Genomic DNA, 22768 nt, shown 5'->3' on the forward strand with positions numbered 1-22768 from the left:
TTCTGCTGGCTTACCTTATCCTCTCGACAAGTTCACTTATGTTACTTATATAATTAAGTTTTATTTTTATTTTTTCCTTTTCAAAGTCTGCCTGATGGCTTTTGGGCAGGTATACTCCTGTAAATCCCATTTTTTCCAGCTCATTTACCCTATTTTTAATAAACGAAACTTTTCTTACTTCCCCACGTAGTCCCAGCTCACCAATAGCCGCTATTTTCTGGCTTATCGGCACGCCTTTTACTGAAGATAGAAGTGAAAAAATTACTGCCAAATCAGAACTTCTATCATTTAAGTCAATTCCACCTGGAATATTTATATAAATATCTTTTGAATTTACATCTACTTTTAAAGAACGTGATAAAACTGCACTCAATATTTCCACACGATTTTTATCATATCCCTCCACTGTTCTTCTTGGCATCCCAAAATTTGGTGTCCCCAATAACGACTGCACTTCAAATAAAAATACACGGCTTCCTTCAAAAATTGGTACAATAATGCTTCCAATATTTTTTTCATCCCTGTCACTTATAAAAAATTCAGACGGATTTTTAACTTCACTAATTCCATTTTCCTTCATATCAAAAATTGAAATTTCATTTGTAGAGCCATAACGATTCTTTATTGAACGGATAATTCTATAATAGCTATTTTCCTCACCTTCAATCTGCAAAACTGCATCAACCATATGCTCCAGTAATTTCGGACCCGCCAGTTTCCCATCCTTTGTAACGTGCCCCACAATATAAAATGCAATTTCATTTTTTTTAGCAATTTCAATGATTTTCAAAGTTGTTTCCCGAATTTGCGTCACACTCCCAGGAATAGAATTTACATTTTCAGAATAAAGCGTCTGAATTGAATCAACTACAACAACTTTTGGCTTATCTCTCAAAATTACACTTTCAATTTTTTCAATATTTGTATCATTTAAAATATACAAATTTTCACTTTTTACATTAACACGTTCTGCACGCTGTTTTATTTGACGTGGCGACTCTTCCCCTGAAACATAGAATACATTTCCAATCTTTGCATACTCCTGCGACAGCTGAAGCAGAAAAGTCGATTTTCCAATCCCAGGGCTTCCTGTAATTAGTACAACTTCCCCCTTTATCAGCCCGCCACCCAGCACTCTGTCAAATTCCTCAAAAGGCGTTACCATCCGAAATTCCTTTTCAATTTCAATTTCTGTTATCTTGCTAATGGAAACATCCTGTGACTCCACATCCTTAAAGGTTCTTTTTATATCAATTTCCTCTTCAAATGTTCCCCAGGAATCGCAATTAGGACATTTCCCCAGCCATTTTAACGAACTGTAACCGCATTCTGAACATATGTATCTAGTTTTTCCTTTTTTTGCAGCCATTTTAAATTCCCCTTTTATTTTTCTACTTTATCAATTAATCTACGTTCCACATTTTCAGTTACAAAAAAACTTAAATCTCCTCTATTTAAAGCAACTTCCTTCACAAGGCTGGAACTCAGATACAAATATTCCCTTGAAGCAGTTAAAAATACTGTTTCAAATTCACTTTTAGCAAGCGTCTTATTTGTAAGTGTAAATTGCAGCTCATATTCATAATCTGATAATGCACGTAAACCTCTTATCAAAATATTTACATTTTCCTTATACATAAAGTCAACTAATAATCCATTAAAAATCTTTATTTCAGCTTTTATGCCTTCTTTTTTTAATATTTCCTGTATCATTTCAACTTTTTCCTCGTCAGAAAACCAAGCTTTTGATTTTGTAGAATTTTTAAAAATACCTATTATTAATTTATCAAATAAGTTTGAAGAACGCTTTATAATATCAATATGCCCCTTTGTTATTGGATCAAAACTCCCTGGATACAATGCTATTTTTTCCATATTGTTCTCCTATTTTTATTTTATATTACATTTTATTTTTACTTTTCTATTTTTTTAATTTTGAAAGAGCTTCCTTTGCTGCATGTTTTTCAGCTTCCTTTTTACTTTTTCCAATTCCTATTCCATGAACTGTATTATTCCAGCTTACAGACATTTCAAAAATTTTATCATGGTCAGGTCCGCTAGTCTTAATTAAATTATATTCAGGCATTTTTCTATACTTCCCTTGTACAAATTCCTGCAAAACTGTTTTATAATCACCCGTCCCCTCTATTTCTTCCAATTTATTTATTTTCCCAAGTAAAAATTTCAATGCAATACTTTTCGCAGTATAATAATCTGAATCTTTAAAAATCGCACCAATCAATGCCTCAAAAGCATCTCCCAAAATAGATCTTCTATGTCTTCCGCCAGACATAATTTCTCCATTACTTAAATACAAATATTCTCCCAGTTCAAGCTCACTCGCAATGGTTGAAAATACAGGTTCACTTATAATTTGGCTTTTTAGTTTTGCAAGCTCTCCTTCCGTCTTCTTCTCATAAAGATCATAAATATACTCAGTCGTTATAAGATTCAGAATTGCATCTCCTAAAAACTCTAATTTTTCATTGTTAAATCTTCTGTCCTTTTCAATTTCATTGGCATACGACCTATGCGTTAATGCTTCATGCAAATATTCTTCATTTTTAAATTCATATCCTATTTTTTTTATTAATTCATTTACATTCCTATTTCCATTATTTTCCATTCATTTCACCTCCATATTTATTATTTTCTAACAGCAAAAAAGAAAATTATTACAATTTTTACAGTTATTTATTTTAATATTTTATTCTTATAATTCTGCCTAATTTACTTTTTGTTATTCCTTTAACTATAATTTTTTTAATCAAAGATAAAATATTAACTATATAATATTATAAAATTTAACTTACTATAATTTCTTGCTTCAACAAGGGGAATAAGTCCCCTTGCTCCATAATATTTATTTTGTTATAGTTACACATTTAATTTTTTTTAATCTATTAATTTTTATTATTTATATTTTCTAAAAGCCAATACAGCATTATGTCCACCAAATCCAAGTGAACTTGACATTCCGACCTCAATGTCTCTTTTTACAGGTTTATTTGGTACATAATCCAAATCACATAACGGATCAGGGTTCTCATAATTTATAGTTGGTGGCATAATCCCTTCTGAAATTGCAAGCGCTAAAAATCCAGCTTCAATTCCTCCAGCTCCACCTAATAAATGTCCAGTTGCACCTTTTGTAGAACTTACAGCCAATTTATAAGCATGTTCTCCAAATGCTGATTTTATTGCTTGAGTTTCGTTTTTATCATTTGCAGGCGTAGAAGTTCCATGCGCATTGATGTATCCAACTTCTTCAGGTTTGATATTTCCTTGTTCCAGAGCCATTCTGAATGCTCTTGCAGCACCTTCTCCACCATCAGCTGGAGCTGTCATGTGATAAGCATCTCCAGTTTCTCCATATCCTACAACTTCTGCATAGATTCTCGCTCCACGTTTCTTAGCATGTTCCAACTCTTCAAGTATTAACACACCAGCACCTTCTCCAAGCACAAATCCATCTCTGTCAGCTGTAAATGGACGTGATGCTTTCTTAGGATCAGGATTAGTTGACAATGCCTTCAAGTTTGCAAATCCTGCTATTCCTGAAGGAGTTACTGTAGCTTCTGTTCCTCCAGCAATCATCGCATCAGCTTTCCCTAATAAAATCGCCTGAAAAGCATCTCCAATTGAATTTGTCCCTGAAGCGCAGGCTGTAACAACTGTTTTATTAGGCCCTTTTGCTCCAGTATAAATTGAAGTATTTCCAGAAGCCATATTTAAGATTGCTGCCGGGATATAAAATGGTGATACTCTTCTTGGTCCCTTTGTAACAAGTTTTTCCACTTCCTGTTCAATTACATCCAATCCACCGATTCCAGAACCGATAATTACTCCGATTCTATCTGCATTTTCATTAGTAATTTCCAATTTAGCATCTGCTAAGGCCTCTTTTGAAGCTGCAATTGCAAATTGTGAAAATCTTGCTATTTTTTTCAATTCTTTTTTTTCAATATAATTTTCAGGTACAAAATCTTTTACTTCTGCCGCAATATGCACTGGATGCTGTGAACTATCAAATTGAGTAATTGTATCAATTCCACATTCTCCATTTAATAAATTCGTCCACGCCTTTTCTTTCCCTGTCCCTAATGGCGTTACTAATCCTATTCCTGTAATAACTACTCTTCTCATTAATACACCTCTCATTTTTATTTTTTTATAATTAAACTTATATTATTCTCCATTTAAATAGCAAATCTATTATATTCCTTTTTTATAGAAATATAATTTTTATTTTTTAAATGGAATTTAGTACTGATTCACACTAAATTTACTTTAATCAATTCAATTTTGTAACAATAAACTTATTTTAACATTTTTTCATTTTTTTTTCAATAAAAAAGGGGGAAGAACCCCCAAAAAAGTTTTATTCTATTGTTTAGCTTCAATATATTCCATTACATCTTTAACAGTTTTAATTTTTTGTGCATCTTCATCAGGAATTTCAATATCAAATTCTTCTTCAAAAGCCATAATTAATTCAACTGTATCCAATGAATCAGCTCCTAAATCATCAACAAAAGATGCATCTTCAGTTACTTGATCTTCATCTACACCTAATTGATCTACAACTATTGATTTAATTTTATCTAGCATTATAATGCCACCTCCATATTTATTTTCTAAAATTATTATACCAAATGAATTTAAAAAATGCAACAAAAATTCATTATTATTTAAATATTATTTTAACTTTTTTATTTGTATAATAAAATTAATTCAAAATTTAACTTAAAAGTTCCATTAACTCCTTATCACTCATTTCAAACAGAACCTTTTCCCCATCTTTGCTTTCCAGCAGGTTTTCACTCAATTGACGCTTGCTTTCCTGAATTTTTATAATTTTTTCTTCAATCGTACCTTCTGTCACAAGTTTTATAACCTGCACACTTTTTTTCTGTCCAATTCTATATGCCCTGTCGCTCGCCTGATTTTCCACAGCGATATTCCACCAAGGATCATAATGAATTACAACATCTGCCCCGACAAGATTTAGTCCAGTTCCACCTGCCTTTAACGAAATCAGCACCACTTGCCGCTCTCCAGCATTAAATTTATTACAAATATCAACTCTTTCTTTAGACTTCACATTTCCATCAATATAAAAATACTCAATTCCCATATCTGCAAGTTCCTTCTCAATTTCCTTCAAAGTACCGACAAACTGTGAAAATATCAATAACCTATGCCCATTTTCAGTTATATCCGGCAAAATATCACGTAACACTTCCAGTTTTGCTACTTCCCCCTTATAGTCCTCCTTAAATAAAGTTGGAGAATTACAAATTTGACGCAGTTTTGTCAAAATTGCAAGTATTTTCATTCGATTATTATCATTTTCGTTAAATTTCTTCATTTCACTCTTAGCCTGCTTAATATAAGACATATACAATTGTTTTTGCTCTGTACTTAACGTTACAACCATATTAGATTCAATTTTATCAGGCAATTCAGTTAGCACTTCCTTCTTTGTTCTTCTTAGCAGAAATGGAGCAATAATTTCACGTAAATTGTTTATTTTTGAAGAATTTGGATTTACGATGGCTTCCTTATAAGTTTTCTTAAATTTTGTCAAATTATCGAGATAACCAGGTATTACAAAGTCAAAAATTGACCACAATTCTAAAATATTATTTTCGACTGGTGTTCCTGTCAATGCAAAATTTACTTTACTGTTAATTTTCATAACAGCCTTCTTTATTTGAGAAGTTGTTGTTTTTATATTTTGAGCCTCATCTAGCACTACTACGTCAAATTCTCTATTCTTATATTCCTCAATATCATTTCTCAATGCTTGATAAGTTGTTATTAAAAATCCTTTTGAGCCTTTTGAAATAATTTCCTTTCTTTGAGCTGCTGTCCCCTCAATTAAAGTTGGAGTTATCCCAGTAAACTTAATAATTTCTTCCTTCCAGTTATAAAGAAGTGAACTTGGAACAATAATTAATGCTGTAAAATTACGATTTTCCTGATAAATTTCATTTAGCAGTGAAATTGTCTGTAAAGTTTTACCAAGCCCCATATCATCAGCAAGAATCCCTCCAAATCCAATGTCATACATATTCTTCAGCCAGTTAAATCCCAATTTTTGATAAGGAAATAAATTTACCTTTATATTATTTGGCTCAATTTCTTCACGATTTTTTATTTTATGAAATAAATCTTTAAATTCATCCATTTTTACAAGATCTTCCTGAATATTTTTGGAAATTTGAGCAAGCTGAAGAGCTTTTATTTTAGAAATTTTATTTTCTCCAACCTTCAAATTAGAAATGGAATCTACAATTCCAACTAATTCTTCAATACTTTTATTGGCAATTTTTACCAATTCCCCACTTGAAAGAGTTATATACTTCTGCTCATTTTTTATAGCTTCCATTACAATTTCCACATCTTCAGTCTTTATTCCTTCAATATCAAAACTGACATTTAAAAAATTATTTTCAACTTTTTTTATTCCAATATGAACATCAATATTTCGTGCATTTTTTATTTTATTTTCCAAATGAATTTTCACTTTATCCGCATATTTTTTATCAATATACTCTGAAATTTTTCCCAGCCCTTCATAATTTACATTATAAGTTCCTTCAATCAGTTCCACATTTGTAATAGAATAACCTTCCACAAGTTTTTTCAACTCTTCAAATATTTTCGCATTTTTTCTAGGAATAAAGTACTTCCCATTTTTCTCTATCGCACAAACAGTATTTGATAAATTTACTTTCACAATTTCTTTCTCATCAGTTTCCGATACAAATATATCAATACATCCGTCCTCTTCAACATATTCTGCAATATTAACATTCTCATATCCTAAAACTGCACATAATTTTCTATTATCCTCATTTGAAAGCTGATTAAACAGTTCTGTATCCAGAAAATCAAATTTCCCAAAAAATCTTTCTTCATTTTCATCCATTTTAAAAACTTTTGTCGTATCATTTGCAAATGTATAAAATGGACTGTTCTCAGAAATTTTTTCAATATTTCTCATTGCAATTCTGTCATTTTCCACAACAAACAAAGGCTCGTAACTATTCATTATCTGTTTAGTTTCTCCCAATAAAACCAGATTCTTCCCCTTTTCCATAGCCGTAAGCAGCTTATTTAAAAGCATTTCATAGACTTTTAAGCCTTTTTTATCTTTAATTCCGCTGTTTATTACACTTTGAATCTCTTTGCTATATTCATAAATCGCATTGATTATTTTCTGGTTAGTTTCATTGAAAAAGCAGTTTTTCGGACTATATGTAATTTTAGAAGTAACTTCATACTCTTTTTCCTTTACAATAGCCTCAATAAATTTCAAAATATCCTTTACATAATATATTTTCTTAAATCCTGCCTTTATCCGCAAAATATAATCTGGGACATTATTTTCCTGATTATAGTCATATCCGTATTTATAGTCACTGTAACTTCCTTCATCAATTTCCACTTCCAGCCGCATTTCCTGCTTTTCCTCATCATCTATATTTTCACTTTCCAGATGAAGATTGTAAATTTCGTTAATCTTTTCAGAAATATTTTCCACATTTTCCAATATTTCCTCATTATTTTCCATCTCTTGAAAGTCAGCTGTTCCATTTTTCTCCAAAAACCCAGTATTTTCAGCATTCTCTCCACCTTCTCCGAAAACTTCAAATCTAACTTTCTCACTTTTATTTTTTAAATTAATATTTTCCAAATTTCCATTATTAAGAAGATTATCCGCCTCCACAGAAGTTCCTTCTGATTTAGCAAAACTTGCTGCATTAAGTTTTTCTTCCCGAAGTTTAACTCTCTGACGTGATTTATTTTTTCCATCGTCTTCAGTTTCCTTCCTTTTAACACTCTTTGCAGCCTTTTCCTTTTCTTTTTTCCGTTTTTCCTTGATTTGAGCCATTTTTTTATTATCCTCTTCAAAATCATCCTCAAACATCATTTCAATCTCATCAGTCCCAATAACCTTTGAAATCTTTTCTGAATGATCTGCCATCATACCAAGTGTTACAATATGTTTACAGCAATTTTTTTTATTATTCTTAAAAAACATACAGTCACAATTAGCCTCTATAAATTCACCCTTTTTCTGTTCAACTGTAATAGAAGTTTTACACAAACTGTTTTCCTTATATTCTCCTTCCACTGTCATAAAATTCCCGTCAGCAAAAAGTGCAGTTATATTTCCCAAACTTTCATTATAATATTCCTGTCCTATTACAAAAATACTCGGTGTGATTTGTTTTTTTAATTCTAATGAAATACTCTTATGTCCCATTTTTCTCCCTTACTTTTATTTATAAACTAAAACTTAATAATATTTTATCATTATTACTGCATTTTCATCTTTCCCATAATAATTTTTCCTTATGGAAATTTCCTCAAATCCAATTTTTTTATAAAGTTTTAGTGCCTTCTTATTTTTCTCATTAACTTCCAACAAAAATTTATTTTTAATTTCGATATTTTTCTTATCTTCTATTAAATCTTTCATACTTTCAATTAACAATTTTTTACCAAAACCTCGCCCTTGATATTCCTTTTTTATCGCTACCTCAAAAATATCCGTGCTCTCTATTGTACCATAAAATACAATATATCCCAACACATTTTTTTCATTTTCCCTATTTTTGTCAAAATTTATTTCCCCTTTTTGATTTTCTCCCAAATTTTTATTTTCTTTTCCACTCTCATTTTCTAATTTTTTCACAAAAATATTTTTCCCCAAAAAATTAAATAAGCAGTATATTTCATACTGCTCACCTAATATCATTTCAGAAAAATATTTATCTTCAACTTTATTTTTAAAGTTTTCATTATGAATTTTTACCAATTCACTCACAATATTTTCCATTTTATTCTCCATTTTTTCACTTTAATCGAATTTTTATTCATAATATCAAAATACGAATATTTTTATAAATATTACAAAAATTTCTAAATTATAACAGCCCTATTCTAGTTAAAGGCCACCATCTCACAAGCAATTCCCCTTTAATTCTAGGTTCAGCCACAAGTCCAAAATATCTGGTATCTTTACTGTTTGAAGTGTTATCTCCCATAGCCATATAATAGTTTTTATCAAGCGTTATAGTTTCTCCATTTAATAATTTTTTAAACAATTCATCATTATATTTAAAATCCATAATTGGCATAACCATTTCATTTCTGCCTTCCACTTTTAAAGTAAACGTGTAATATTTATTTGTCAATGTATTTCTTGGATCAGCAGTAAATTCATCATCATTTCCAATTATATCCTTAAAGTTTTTATCCGTCTTTATTAATTCTAAAAATTCTTTTCCTGTGATATTTTTAAAACCTTTTCCATCATAATAACTTTCCCAGTCAACTTGCCCAATTAAAGTACCGTCAGTCGTTTGTCCAAATACTTTATTAATTACAATAACTTTATCCAGTTTCACTTTATCTCCTTTTTTAGGAATATAAATTTTATTATTCATAAGTAAACCTTCAGGAAGATAAAATTTTTGCGGTGTCAATCTTTCTAAAACTTCTGATTTTTTATCATTTAACATTATTGCCCCACCAACAGCTTTAACTTTCTCAGAATTAAATTTATCCATAGCTTCATTATACTTTTTCATTTCTTCATTAAATTCTTTTCTACTATTGGCTGTTGTCGGATATTTTGGATCATTATTAATATTTGCAATTTCAAATTCATTAGTAGTCATTTTCCCTTTTGCAATTTGAAGCGTTGTTCCTGGCTCTCCAACTATTCTTTTCGTATACATCACTTTATCAGTCATTGGTTCTTTAAATGCAATTATTTGACCAACCTTTGGATTTGAAAAGTGATATTTTACCATATTTGTGAATACTCTATCCTTAACTAATATTGTAGGTTCCATTGAACCTGTCGGAATAACATAATTTCCAATATAAAACATTTGAATAACAGCTACTAAAATAACTGCAAGTAATGCATTATCAATTCTTGTCAATGCTTTTCCAAATGTACTTCTCTTTCTTTTTTCTTTTGCAATTCTTTCTTCTACAGAAAGATTATCATTTGGAAATATTTTTTTAAATATTTCTGATACACCTTCATTTCTTATTTTTGACTCTGTTACAATTTTTTCTAATTTTTCATTACCTTGTGTAGCTTCCTTCAAAATTGACTGCTCTGTAATTTTTTCTGTCGATAATTCCTTAAATAAATAAATAAGAATCAATGAAATCACAACATTTATTATTAGATAAATATAAAAATTTGTATCCAAAATATTAAACATCAACTTCCCTAAAAATAACATAATAAGATTTAGCAAGAATATCCATTCATGCTGTTTTCTAAGCACGTAAACTATAATATTTAAAGCAAATACTCCATAAATTCCCCAAACTTTTATCCATATATTAGGATCTTTACTTTTATCCACAACTACTAAAAATACTGCTGTAATAATTAACGCAACTATTGTCAATACATTTCCTACCATAAAGTTTTTATCACTTTTCTCAAGCGAAACTTTTTGCAATGTTTCATCCTCTTTTATTCTTATCCACTGAATAACTTGCTTCTCTCTAATAAAGAAATATAGTAAAAATAATGTTGCAATAATATAAAAAGCTCCCCATAATAATATATTCATAATTTCTCCCTCTCTTAAACTTTATAATTTTATAAAAAGAAAAAGCTAGCATTTTGCTAGCCTTGAAGCTACTTTCTAATTTCTTTAATTCTAGCAGCTTTTCCTGATAAGTTTCTCAAGTAGTATAATTTAGATCTTCTTACTTTACCAATTCTCTTAACTTCGATTTTTTCTACTAATGGAGAATTTAAAGGAATGATTCTTTCTACACCGATTCCTTGCGATACTTTTCTAACTGTGAAGTTTTTAGCAACGCTTCCACCAGAAACTCTAATAACTACACCTTCAAAAACCTGTATTCTTTCTTTGTTTCCTTCTTTTACCTTGTAGTGAACAGCAACTGTATCCCCTGCTTTAAATTGAGGTACATCAGCCTTCAAGTAATTTTTTTCTACTAATTCGATTAATTTCTCTTTCAAGAAATTCACTCCCTTCTTTCTAAGACATTCTTTTTATCTATACCAATTTTACTAATTCACAAACTTTTCTTGCTTATAAATCTTTTACAAAACTGGTAGCAACAATAAAAGCGGAATATCCTTTTATTCAATAACTTAATAAGTTTATCACATTTTCCATTAATTTTCAATACAATTACAAAATTTTTTTCAATTTTTTCAAAATTTTTAAATTCATATTCTTTTTTCCTAAAATACTTTTTTTAATCTGAATATTTCAAACTCAAAAATTATAACTCTCAAATTACCACATTTATTCAATATTTAATTATAAATTTTAAGCTATAGGTTATCGGATTGATTTAGTGGTATTTAATATAACCTTTATCCCTGTATTCAAAATACTCTTTTGGTATTTCATCCTTAAAAAGTTTCATAACAAAATCATACAACTCTTTATCTGTACCTTCTAAATCTTCGCTAACTTTATGCACTACTTCATTTCCAGTTATTATCGTTACCACATCTTTTGGATTATTCGAAGAAATATCAAAACCATCTTCTAATTTTTCCTTTTCGTGTCCATGTTTGTCCAATAAACCTGTTAACCATCCAGTTTTAAAAAAAACTTTGGTCTCTAGTGTGTTATTAGGATTTATAAAATACAGTTCAAGTTTCAATACATTTATTAAACTTTCTTTAACATATCCTACTGATGATACTTTTCCAAACAAAAATCTTTTTTTATTCTTTAGCTTTAATGGTGAATTAGAATAAAAAGTATCCAAAAAATTTGCATCTAATAAACTATCTAAGGTTATATCCTTGAAAATAGAAAAATTTTGTCCACGATTATCTATTACTTCATAATCAACTTTTTCGAAAGTCTTAAAATACATCAAAAATCGATATTTAGTTCGCTCAGGAGAGTGTAATGAAAATTCAAGTATTCCAGTATTATACCAGGGATTTTCATCATATGGAGGCTTTTTAAAATCTATATTTCTTTTATTTAAAAATTTTAATACATTTGGATCATTTTCATCTATGTCCTTTATTTCTTCTGTAGAAGAATAGCCTATATTTACAGAAAAGAATATTAATAATATTACTAATTTAATCAATTTAAAAACCATTTTGATATGCACCTCTCAATCTTAATTTATGTTCTATTCTCAGCATATTTTCTGTGATATCGCCATCCAAATTATACTTTCCTTTACCATCTAAGCTTGGCCCTGTGCTTCTTTTAGCCTCATCTGGTGTAGTTTTTCCTATACCAACCGTCCTATACTCTTCTACCGAGCCTAGCTTTCCTAAGCCTTCAAAAGGAGCCTCTTTTAAATTACCTTTTTCATTCATAAATAACCATGTATATTTTTTAACAATATTTCTATATCCTAATTCATAATGTTCTCCTGTTAGCGGAAGTTTTTTTATCATTTCGAATTTTTTAAATTATTTCAATTTTTCAATCCACTCAGCTTCCTTAAATCCAACCAGCACAAAATCCTTCCCTACCAAAAGTGGTCTTTTCAATACCATTCCATTGCTTGCAAGTAATTCAAACTGTTCATCTTCTGACATCTCTGCCAATTTTTCCTTCAAGTTTAGCTCTTTGTAAACATTACCGCTTGTATTAAAAAATCTTTTTAACGGCAATCCGCTTTTTTTATAATATTTCTTAATATCTTCCTTCGACGGTGTTTCTTCCACAATGTGCTTATATTCATAATCAATTCCATTTTCCTCCAGCCATTTTACAGCCTTTTTACAGGTTGTGCATCTTGGGTAACAATATAGTTTGTTCATTTTTTTACTTCCTTTCATAATTTTTTAATTTATTTATATACATTTTACATTTTATAATAAGTAAAATATAACGTCTCAACGGAATAGAAAAAATATTTTCAAACTGGCAACAAGCTGTCGATTTTTTTCAAGTTAGCATCTTTATTTTTTCTTCCACAATAATCCTACCGAAAAAAATATATGACTCACTATAATAAATATATATCTTTCCTTTTCAGTTGGAGCAAAAAATGTACTATTATTATCAGCAAAAATATACTTTATAACAAAATATGTAAATATCATTATCATCACAACTATATTAATTTTAGGATATTTAAGTATTCTTTGTATCAAAAATCCCAAATAAAATATTAACATTAAAGCCAAAATTAATATTAATGCAAAAATAATATATCCAGATGGATGTATTACTATTGCAAAAATCAATGCAATTCTTGTTAGCATTAGAGGATTTAAAAACTCTTGAATTAATACATATCCTAATATTAGAATAATAGTAACTAATCCTTTCAATAAAAAACTCGATGTTCTATTTTTCATTTTAATTTTGCTCCTTAAACTTTCAAAGTTCAAAATCATTTTCATAATACAGAATCTGATTCATATTCCCTTGCAAAAATTCAATCTTTTCCCTAATTTCTTCAGACACAAACGGCATTTTTATATCTGCCAAAGTTTCCTTCAAAGTCTGCGTCAATTCCACAATTTTCACTTTATATTTGTCCAGCCTCAAATCATTTGCCATTGCTTTTATACAATCTTCAAGAGTTCCAATTTCATCAACTAAATTGATATTTTTGGCTTCGCTTCCAAGCCACACTCTTCCCTGTGCAATTTTCTCAAGCTCATTTTCATTCATTCCTCTAGCTGCCATTACGTGTTCTTTAAACTCGCTGTAAACTTCATTCATATTATAGATTAATTTCTCTCTTGAATCATTTCCTAATTCTTCAAATGGATTCAGCATATCAAAGCCAACACCCTTTCCAAATCCTTCCAAATTAACATCTAACTTTTTCATTGTTCCTGCAACTTCAGGATACATCATAACAACACCGATTGAGCCTGTCAAAGTAAAGTTATTTGCAAATAATTTTTTTCCAGTTGTGGCAATGTAATAACCACCGCTTGCACAGACATCTCCCATTGAAACATATATTGGCACAGTCAATTTTTTTAATTTCTTGTATATTTTTTCAGAAACTAAAGCACTTCCACCAGGTGAATTTATTCTTAATACGAGCCCTTTCAAATTTTTTATTTCTTTTAATTCCTCAAGTTTTTCACATACATTTTCATAAGTAATATTTTTGTTAGGATTTTTCACATCAATAACACCTTCAAGATTCACTACTGCAATCGTATCTTTTGCTTTTTCCTTTTTTTCTTTCAACATTCCTATGTATTCTTCAATCGAAACAGTATCTTCCTTGTAATTTATCCCAATTTCATCATAATCAGCAACACCATCAATCAATTTATATTCCAAAGCCTTTTTCGCCCCAGCAAAAATCAGATTTCCACTCAATATCTCATTTTCAATGTCAACTCCTCTTTTACTTTTTACCAGTTCCAAAAAATCTTCAAAAACTTTATCCTTTATATTTTTAATTGATTCCTTTTTCTCTTCCGACATTTGGTTATGGCTAAATTTTTCTCCAGCCACCTTGTAATCACCAATATGAAGCACATTCATTCTTATCCCAAACTTTTCCAGAAACGACTTCAAATAAAATTCCTTATGCAAATATCCCCTAAAAATCATAGTTGACTGCCTTGTGTCAAACATAAAAATTTTATCCGCAAGCATAGCCTCTCTATATCGACTTTCCTCAAAAAGCGTTCCTATTGCCACTACTTCCTTATTTTTCCTAATCTTATCAAAAACTTTAGAAACTTCTTCCAGTTGTGAAAGTGTTAAATTTAACTTATCCACATCAATAATCACTTTTTTTATATTTTTATCTTCCAAAAGATTATTTAATCCTTGTAATATTTGATAATACGATAATTTCTCTTTCCCTTTTAATGCCGACATAGCCACATCTTCCTTTAATTTTTTCACATCAAATACAACAGTTTTTACCTTTTTTAAAGGCAATTTCTTCTTATTTTTTACTCTAAGAATTTTCTTTATAAAAATTAAATTTAAAATTACACACAAAATAAGCATTATTACTATTTCTAACAGCATTTTCAAAATAAACATCATATCAACTCCCTTTTTTTACTTTTAAACTATTTCACTGGTAATCCCAATCCAAATGCAATACAACATCCTATTAACAATAACAATTCTTTCGTATTGAAAATTAATATTGAAAAAATATTGCCAATTCAAAAAAATGAAGCCAAAATACTAATATCGGACTAGCACTATTAATTTCTATTATCACTTTTCTTGTATACAAAGCTATCGGATACAATATTAATTATGAAATAAAAAACGGAAACAACGACATACAATCTGGAAATTTTATTTTTTTGTTTTTATTCAATTTATTACTCCTATCAAAAATTTTATTTCATGGCACTATATTTAGATTAATAATTTTTTATTTATACTAATTCTAATTTAAATAATGAATCTAATATAAATTTAAAAAGTTGACGGAGCTTTTATTTGTTCAACTACGACTGTCTGACGACTGAAAGGAGGAGTTTCGTAGTTGGGCGAATAAAAGTCGTAGTCTAGCCATAGGTGCAGGATTTGCGGCAATGAGCAATCCTGCAAAAATAAAGAAAAAACATAATAAAAATTGTTATTAAACAAAATAATCTAATACTAAATCTCATTAGAAAATAAAAGCTATGTCAAGAACAAGAAGTTTTAATTCCTTACTAAAAAGTATGCAATCCAAAATTTGTTAAACATTCGCTATTAAATGGAAAATATATAGTATAATCTCTCTACTTAAAATAATTGGTATAAATAAAATTCAAAATAACTTGTTTTAATATTATAAAAATAAAAAATTACAGTTCAATTAACAACTTTTTCAATTCATTCATTTTATCCCTTAATTTAATAGCTTCCTCAAAATTAAGCTCTTCAGCCAATTTCTTGATTTGTTTGTCGAGTTTTTTAATTTCCTTTTCCACCTCTTTTTCACTCTTATACTGCTTAATTGCTTTGTTTGCTTCATTTTCTTTTTCAATTTCATAGTCTACGATTGACTCTGCGATTTCTCTTACGATTGATTTTGGATTAATATTGTTTTCCAAGTTGTATTTTTCCTGAACTTCACGCCGTCTGTTTACTTCGTCAATGGCTTCCTGCATAGAGCCTGTTATTCTGTCGGCATACAGGATAACATGTCCTTCCACGTTTCTTGCGGCACGTCCCATTGTCTGAATTAAAGATCTTCTAGAACGTAAATATCCTTCCTTGTCTGCTTCCAAAATTGCCACTAATGAAACTTCTGGAATATCCAGCCCTTCCCGTAGCAAGTTTATTCCAACCAGAACATCAAATTCACCTTTTCTCAAGCCTCTTATTATCTCTGTTCTTTCTAGCGTATCAATGTCAGAGTGCATATATTTTACTTTTATTCCATATTCCAAATAGTAATCTGTCAGTTCTTCTGCCATTTTTTTTGTCAAGGTTGTAACTAAAATTCGTTCTTTTCTTGCTGTTCTTGTTTTTATTTCATCTATCAAGTCATCAATTTGATTTTTTGTTTCACGAATATCGATACTTGGCTCTACAATTCCTGTTGGACGGACAAGCTGCTCTACAACTTCACCATTTGAATGTTCCAGCTCGTAATCACTTGGAGTGGCTGAAATATACACAGCTTGTGGAACTTTTTCAAAAAATTCCTCAAATTTCAACGGACGGTTGTCGTAAGCGCTTGGAAGCCTAAATCCATTGTCAATTAAAGACTGCTTTCTTGCCCTATCTCCCTTATACATCCCATTTATCTGTGGAACTGAAATGTGCGACTCGTCCAGAAATACGACTAAATCCTCTGGAAAATAGTCAATTAATGTATCAGGTGCTTCTCCTTCACTCTTCCCAGTCAAATACCTAGAATAGTTTTCCACTCCTTTACAATACCCGATTTCCTCAATCATTTCCAAATCATACTTTGTTCTTTGCTCAATTCTTTGTGCTTCCAGCAATTTTCCCTCTTTCTGGAAAAAATGCACTCTTTCTTCCATTTCCTTTTTTATTGCCTCGAACATCACTTTTGTATCTTCATTTGTCAAATAGTGAGTTGCAGGCATTATTGTGATTCTTTTTATATTTCTAATTTTCTGTCCAGTAAGCGTATTAATCTCTGAAATGCTTTCCAAATCATCTCCAAAAAATTCAAAACGGTACCCTGTATCCTGATAAGACGGATGTAAATCAAGAATATCACCTTTCACACGAAATTTTCCACGCTCAAATGCAATATCGTTTCTCTCATATCTAAGTGAAATCAGCCTTTTTATAAGCTCATTTCTCTCAAACCCTGTCTCTACATCAATCGGAATTGATCTCTTTTTATATGCCTCTGGCGACCCCAATCCATAAATTGCCGAAACAGAAGCCACAATAATAACATCTCTTCTGTTCAAAAGTGCCGCTGTCGCTGCATGCCGCAATTTATCAATCTCATCATTAATTGAAGAGTCTTTTTCAATATATGTATCAGTTTGCATAATATACGCTTCAGGCTGGTAATAATCGTAATAAGACACAAAATATTCAACAGCATTTTCAGGAAAAAACTGCTTATATTCATTGTAAAGCTGTGCTGCGAGTGTCTTGTTTGGTGCCATTATCAAAGCTGGACGATTTATTTTTTCAATAACATTCGCAACTGTAAATGTCTTTCCTGAACCCGTAACCCCAAGCAAAATCTGATCTGTAATACCATTTTCCAAGTTTTCTACAATTTTTTGGATAGCCTGAGGCTGATCTCCAGTCGGCTGAAATTTTGAATGTATTTTAAAATCCATTTCTATTTTTCCTCCTTTCAATATAAACTTTATTTGTTACTTATAAAATTTACTATTTCTGTATATATTTTATCTGCTAATTTATTATAATAAAATTTACTATTCCTCGTTCTCTTTCTCTCTCTCGTTAGCATTTCTTCTGATTCTAATTTTTCTATCATTAACGGTATATTTTTGCTAATTTTTTTATTCTTATGTTTATAATTTTTTGTATAAGTTTTTATATTTTTTTCATAAACAGGGATTCTATACTTTTCAAAAAAACAAAACTTTTTTATTTTATTAAAATTTATAATTTCATTCAGTCCTTCATCTGCTGATAAAATTACAGGAAGTTGTATTTTCCCATTTTTATGTTCTTTAATATTAATTTCTTGTAGTATTCTTAAATGAGACAAATCCCACACCATTCCCTTAATATAACCTTTAATTTTTTCAATTTCTATTTTTTCTTTAGTATTTCTTAAATTTTTGTTTATCTTTCCAAAAAATTTTTGATTTTCTGCATCTAACAAATAAGTTATACATAGTAAAGTTTCATTTTCCATATAATAATATAATTCATTATTTATAAAATTAATTAATTCTTCTATTCTTTTATTAATATTAGGTATTGTTATTTTTATATAAAATGATTTTAAAATTAAACAATATATTAACAAATTTCTATCTACATATTGATTTTTAATTTCTCTTATATGACTTATTCTATTCTTAATATTTTTTACTCTTTGTTTTCGTTTTATTATATATATTATTCTATTTTTAATATTGTTTACTACCTGTTTTAGTGTTATGTCCTTCAATTTTTTTTTATAACCAAAATTAATAAGATATTCTACTGAATTTACGCTATCTAAAATTATTTCTTCATCTATTTCTTTATCTCTCATTATACTTTCTATGATGTATAAATTACAAGAACCTAATAAAAAATTTTCACGTTTTTTGTCTAAATCTTCTATTATTCTAACTATATCCAATTTTAATTTTTCATCTTCCTTTGTTAATTGATTTTTATAAAATCTATCTAAATAACTGACTATATTAGTATCCATTTCAACAACATAATCTATATCTCGTAATTTATTAAAAAATTTTCTTTTTTCATAATCAGCTAATTTACTAACTATTATCTTTCCTTGATTATTTGGCAACTTAAAAATTTTGGAATCTTCTATCTGATTATCTTCAAAAGAAATAATCTCTAAATCTTTCATTATTAACTGCAAATCTTTCTCTAAACCTTCTAATTCAAATGGAATAAATCCATTATTTATATCTTTTTTTAAATTTTTAAATTTTAATTCAGGATTTAACGAATCCAATACTTGTGAAATCAAAATTCTAAATAAATATTCTTCTTTTTCCATTATTTCCCATACCCCATTTCATCAAGAAATTTCTTATTTTTTCTCCACTTCTTCTTAACTTTCACCCACAATTTTAAATTGACTTTCAAATCAATCAGATGCTCAATTTCCCGTCTAGCCTCTATCCCAATTTTCTTAAGCATAGCCCCATCTTTTCCAATAATAATACCTTTTTGACTATCTCTTTCAACATAAATATTTATATCATATTTCCTAATTGTAGGCTTTGTTTCCACATTAATAATCTCCACAGCTACACTATGCGGAATTTCATCTTTCGTATGATGTAAAATTTTTTCTCTGACTGTTTCCACAACGATTTTATTTACTGGCAAATCTGTATAGTAATCTTCTGGATAAAACCACACATCATTTGACAAGTATTTCTCAGCAACTTCAAATATTTTATGAATCCCAATCGCATATTCCGCCGTAAGAGTTATTATTTCATCAAACTCTCCCAATTTTTCACGAATTTCCTTTTTCTTCTCCTCAATTTCCTCATCCGACATTTTATCAATTTTATTAATGACAAGAACAATCGGTGTTTTCACACTTCTCACATTTTCATTGACAAAAATATCTCCAGTCGAAATTTCCTGTGTTCCATCCAGCATAAACATTATCAAATCCACATTTTCAAGTGCTTCCAATGCCACATTTGTCATGTGTTCCCCAAGTAAATGCTTAGGTTTGTGAATCCCTGGTGTATCTACAAATATAAACTGATTTTCTCCAATATTTACAATCCCTTTTATCTGATCCCTAGTCGTTCCAGCCTTATCCGACACAATCGCAACCTTTTCCTTCACAAGCTTATTCATAAGCGTAGACTTCCCAACATTTGGACGCCCAACAATTGTTATAAATCCTGACTTCATTCTTTCTCCAATTCTATTTTTTTAATTTAATTATGATAATAAATTTATTTAACAATTTATTTTATAAATTCAATTCTTAAATGTTTAACTAAGTAATTTTTATCTAAATAACAGTTTTTTTGGATAAAATAATTTGTTGTTAATAAATATTTTTTCTATAATTTATATATTTTTTTTCATATGTAAAAGGGAGCAGACACCATTCCCTTTTATTTCGCAATATTAGTTATTTTAATTTCTTCTATAATATTTTTAGATATAGGCGAAAGTGCTACGCACCAATCCCAGCTTGTCTAAGCATTTTTAATTTAATTACAACAATTATTTTGATTAGAAAATTATAATTATTCAAAATAATATGTAAAAACTTTAATAAGCAAAATTTCGTTTAAAGAAAAATAGCTGTTTGAGCTTTTGGAATAATTTTAAGTTGTATAAAGTTGTTTGTATTAGAATAATATAAATTCAAAAGCGAGTTCTATTTTTCTTTTATAAGAAAGTTTTGCGTTAAGCGTGGGTGCAGAGAGATGGCGTCTGATCTCCCTACTTAAATAAACTTAAAATAATAAAACTAAAATAATCTAAACTTATGAAAATTACTTTGTTGAATATTTAAAGAAAAAACTTATAAAGTAAGTTATTAAAAAATCTATTTTTTATATTTTTTTAACAAATTCCGATTTCAGCTTCATCGCACCAAAACCATCTATTTTACAGTCAATATTATGAATCCCATCATCAATTAATCTGATATTTTTAACTTTTGTCCCTCTCTTTAAATCTGATGAAGCACCTTTTACTTTTAAATCCTTTATAATCGTAACATTATCTCCATTTTGCAAGATATTTCCATTTGCATCTTTTACTACAGCTTCATCACTGCTTTCTTCTTCAGTTTCTGCCCATTCGTAAAAGCATTCTGGGCAAACTAGCATATTTCCATCCTCATAAACGTATTCTGACCCACATTTTGGACATTTTGGTAAACTCATATTTTATCATCCTTTCAAATTTTCATAGTTATTTATTATTATATCACGAAATGAAGAGTTAGAAAACATATTTATTATTTTTATTTTCAACTTACAATCTTTATCTTAATTTTCATTTATATTAATTTTTGCAGTAAATAAAGGCATTATAAAAAGCGTTATGAAAAATAATACTCCATAATACAAAAAAACTGTCCACAAAGGAGCTTTTCCATTGATATTAATCTGTAAAAGCGGTATTTTGCTTCCAGCATAAATAAATCCTTCAAATGCTTTAAAAATAATTTCTGTTACAAAAACAACTATGCCATTAAATAATGATAATTTAAAAATATTTAAAAGTACGGCAAAAAATAGGCACTGGATAACAACTGTTCCAATTGGAATTCCTACAATGTTCAGTAAAAATGAGAATAACGGCAATTTTTCAAAATAATATAAAAATAGCGGAATACTTGTGATTTGGATTGTCAGGCTTAAAAATATCAAATCTACAGTATTTCTTAAAACTTCATTTTTTATTTTATCCAAAACTTTTTCCTGATAAAGTTTCTTAAATTCAGGATTTACAAAGATTATCGCTACAACTGCGGCATAGGAAAGCTGCATTGAAATATCAAAAACTGAATAGGGATTTAACACGATTATGACAATAAATGACACCAGCAAAGATTTTTTACTTTCCTCCTGTTCAAAAAGGATTCTTGCTAAAATCATCATAGCTCCCATAATATAAGCACGTAAAATCCCTGGTGAAAATCCGATTAATGCACAATAAAAAGTAAGTGCCGCAAGTGCCATTAAATACTTAAACCTGTATCCTAACGACAACCCATCCAAAATTTTAACAATCCCAATCACAACCAGACTTATGTGAGTCCCAGAAATTACAATTAAATGAGCCAGCCCCGTGTATTTAAACTTTTCTTTCATATCTTTAGAAACTTCTGCTTTTTCCCCTAAAACTGCAGCACGTGAAAAAGCATACAAATTTTCATCAGTTATAAACAATTCATCAAAAATATTCAAGATATATTTCCGAACTCCATTCAGCCGTGATTCCTTGTATCCTAAAATTTTCCCATCAATTTTAACATTTCCATTTTTACTTATAACCTTCCTAATTTTGTACCGCATAAGATAAAATCCATATTCCAGACCCTTTTTATTCTCAATGCCCGCCTGATTTTTCAAATATTTATTATTAACTTTTAGAACACTCCCACGATTCCCATCAATTTTAACATAAAGCACCTTTTCCCCAGCAAGCTCTCCTTTAAAAGTAACAAAATTTAGATAAAACAAAAACAAAACAATACCTGCTAAAATCAACATCCCAAATTGCCAAGCTCTTTTTACTTCTTCAATTCCAATTTCCATACAAAAAAACTTTTTTAAATTTTTCCTTCTTCGCAAAAGTTCGGATTTTATATATCTTTTCCTCGCTACTTTTTCCCTCTGTTTTTTCATTTCCAAAATATATTTATCAAATTCACTATTTTCAAATTTATTTGAATGTTCATTATTTTTTATATTTTCTTTATTTTTTAAATTTTCATTGGCTTCATTATTTTTATTAACCTTTATATTTTCAACATTCCTAAAATTTTCATTTCTTTTTGAATCTTCATTTTTATTTGATTTTTTCACTATTCTACGAAAACTTACATTTTTAAAATCTCTTTTTTTATTACTTTTCTCTACTATTCCATTGTCCCCAATATTTTCCCCTTTTTTCAT

Annotated in this window: 19 protein-coding genes; all 19 read right to left on the bottom strand. The window is 29.1% G+C overall.

Annotation, left to right across the window (positions count from 1 at the left end):
- Window positions 1-10 precede the first annotated feature (10 nt).
- The 19 genes from radA to FVE73_RS05540 all read right to left on the bottom strand — a co-directional run bounded on the left by radA (window position 11) and on the right by FVE73_RS05540 (window position 22768).
- Entirely contained in the window at window positions 11-1369 is a 1359-nt protein-coding gene (gene radA / locus FVE73_RS05450; protein ID WP_018498046.1) for a DNA repair protein RadA, read from the bottom strand.
- 14 nt (window positions 1370-1383) lie between these two features.
- Entirely contained in the window at window positions 1384-1875 is a 492-nt protein-coding gene (gene coaD / locus FVE73_RS05455) for a pantetheine-phosphate adenylyltransferase (RefSeq protein ID WP_018498047.1), read from the bottom strand.
- 46 nt (window positions 1876-1921) lie between these two features.
- Window positions 1922-2626 carry a ribonuclease III gene (rnc, locus tag FVE73_RS05460; protein WP_018498048.1) on the bottom strand — a complete coding sequence of 235 codons (705 nt, stop codon included), beginning with the start codon at window positions 2624-2626 and terminating at the stop codon, window positions 1922-1924.
- A gap of 287 nt (window positions 2627-2913) precedes the next feature.
- Entirely contained in the window at window positions 2914-4146 is a 1233-nt protein-coding gene (gene fabF, locus FVE73_RS05465; RefSeq protein WP_018498049.1) for a beta-ketoacyl-ACP synthase II, read from the bottom strand.
- Window positions 4147-4386: 240 nt separating this feature from the next.
- Entirely contained in the window at window positions 4387-4611 is a 225-nt protein-coding gene (locus tag FVE73_RS05470; protein WP_018450158.1) for an acyl carrier protein, read from the bottom strand.
- A gap of 130 nt (window positions 4612-4741) precedes the next feature.
- Entirely contained in the window at window positions 4742-8278 is a 3537-nt protein-coding gene (locus FVE73_RS05475; protein WP_018498050.1) for a DEAD/DEAH box helicase, read from the bottom strand.
- 33 nt (window positions 8279-8311) lie between these two features.
- Entirely contained in the window at window positions 8312-8854 is a 543-nt protein-coding gene (locus FVE73_RS05480; RefSeq protein WP_018498051.1) for a GNAT family N-acetyltransferase, read from the bottom strand.
- Between the two features lie 88 nt (window positions 8855-8942).
- Window positions 8943-10619, bottom strand: coding sequence for a signal peptidase I (lepB, locus tag FVE73_RS05485; protein ID WP_018498052.1), 1677 nt, complete (start codon window positions 10617-10619; stop codon window positions 8943-8945).
- 68 nt (window positions 10620-10687) lie between these two features.
- The gene (gene rplS / locus FVE73_RS05490) at window positions 10688-11038 is read right to left on the bottom strand and encodes a 50S ribosomal protein L19 (protein ID WP_018498053.1); all 351 of its coding nucleotides are present in this window, start codon (window positions 11036-11038) and stop codon (window positions 10688-10690) included.
- A gap of 341 nt (window positions 11039-11379) precedes the next feature.
- On the bottom strand, window positions 11380-12153 hold the full coding sequence (locus tag FVE73_RS05495; RefSeq protein ID WP_018498054.1) for a hypothetical protein: 774 nt from the start codon (window positions 12151-12153) through the stop codon (window positions 11380-11382).
- On the bottom strand, window positions 12143-12460 hold the full coding sequence (locus FVE73_RS05500; protein WP_018498055.1) for a hypothetical protein: 318 nt from the start codon (window positions 12458-12460) through the stop codon (window positions 12143-12145). Before FVE73_RS05500 ends, FVE73_RS05495 begins: the two co-directional genes overlap by 11 nt.
- A gap of 15 nt (window positions 12461-12475) precedes the next feature.
- On the bottom strand, window positions 12476-12829 hold the full coding sequence (locus FVE73_RS05505; RefSeq protein ID WP_018498056.1) for an arsenate reductase family protein: 354 nt from the start codon (window positions 12827-12829) through the stop codon (window positions 12476-12478).
- Window positions 12830-12970: 141 nt separating this feature from the next.
- Window positions 12971-13372 (bottom strand): hypothetical protein, encoded by a 402-nt coding sequence (locus FVE73_RS05510; protein WP_231370099.1) that lies wholly within the window; start codon window positions 13370-13372, stop codon window positions 12971-12973.
- 22 nt (window positions 13373-13394) lie between these two features.
- Complete coding sequence (gene sppA, locus FVE73_RS05515; protein ID WP_018498058.1) at window positions 13395-15041, bottom strand: signal peptide peptidase SppA; 1647 nt, start codon at window positions 15039-15041, stop codon at window positions 13395-13397.
- A gap of 767 nt (window positions 15042-15808) precedes the next feature.
- A complete protein-coding gene (uvrB, locus tag FVE73_RS05520) occupies window positions 15809-17782 on the bottom strand; it encodes an excinuclease ABC subunit UvrB (protein WP_018498059.1) in 1974 nt (657 codons plus the stop codon).
- Window positions 17783-17811: 29 nt separating this feature from the next.
- The gene (locus tag FVE73_RS05525) at window positions 17812-19155 is read right to left on the bottom strand and encodes a hypothetical protein (RefSeq protein WP_018498060.1); all 1344 of its coding nucleotides are present in this window, start codon (window positions 19153-19155) and stop codon (window positions 17812-17814) included.
- Window positions 19155-20036 (bottom strand): GTPase Era, encoded by an 882-nt coding sequence (gene era, locus FVE73_RS05530; protein WP_018498061.1) that lies wholly within the window; start codon window positions 20034-20036, stop codon window positions 19155-19157. The genes FVE73_RS05525 and era overlap by 1 nt, the downstream gene beginning before the upstream one ends.
- Before the next feature lie 656 nt (window positions 20037-20692).
- Window positions 20693-21028, bottom strand: coding sequence for a zinc ribbon domain-containing protein YjdM (locus FVE73_RS05535; protein WP_018450172.1), 336 nt, complete (start codon window positions 21026-21028; stop codon window positions 20693-20695).
- 105 nt (window positions 21029-21133) lie between these two features.
- Complete coding sequence (locus tag FVE73_RS05540) at window positions 21134-22768, bottom strand: ComEC/Rec2 family competence protein (RefSeq protein WP_018498062.1); 1635 nt, start codon at window positions 22766-22768, stop codon at window positions 21134-21136.

The sequence above is a fragment of the Leptotrichia wadei genome (assembly GCF_007990545.2).
GTDB lineage: Bacteria > Fusobacteriota > Fusobacteriia > Fusobacteriales > Leptotrichiaceae > Leptotrichia > Leptotrichia wadei.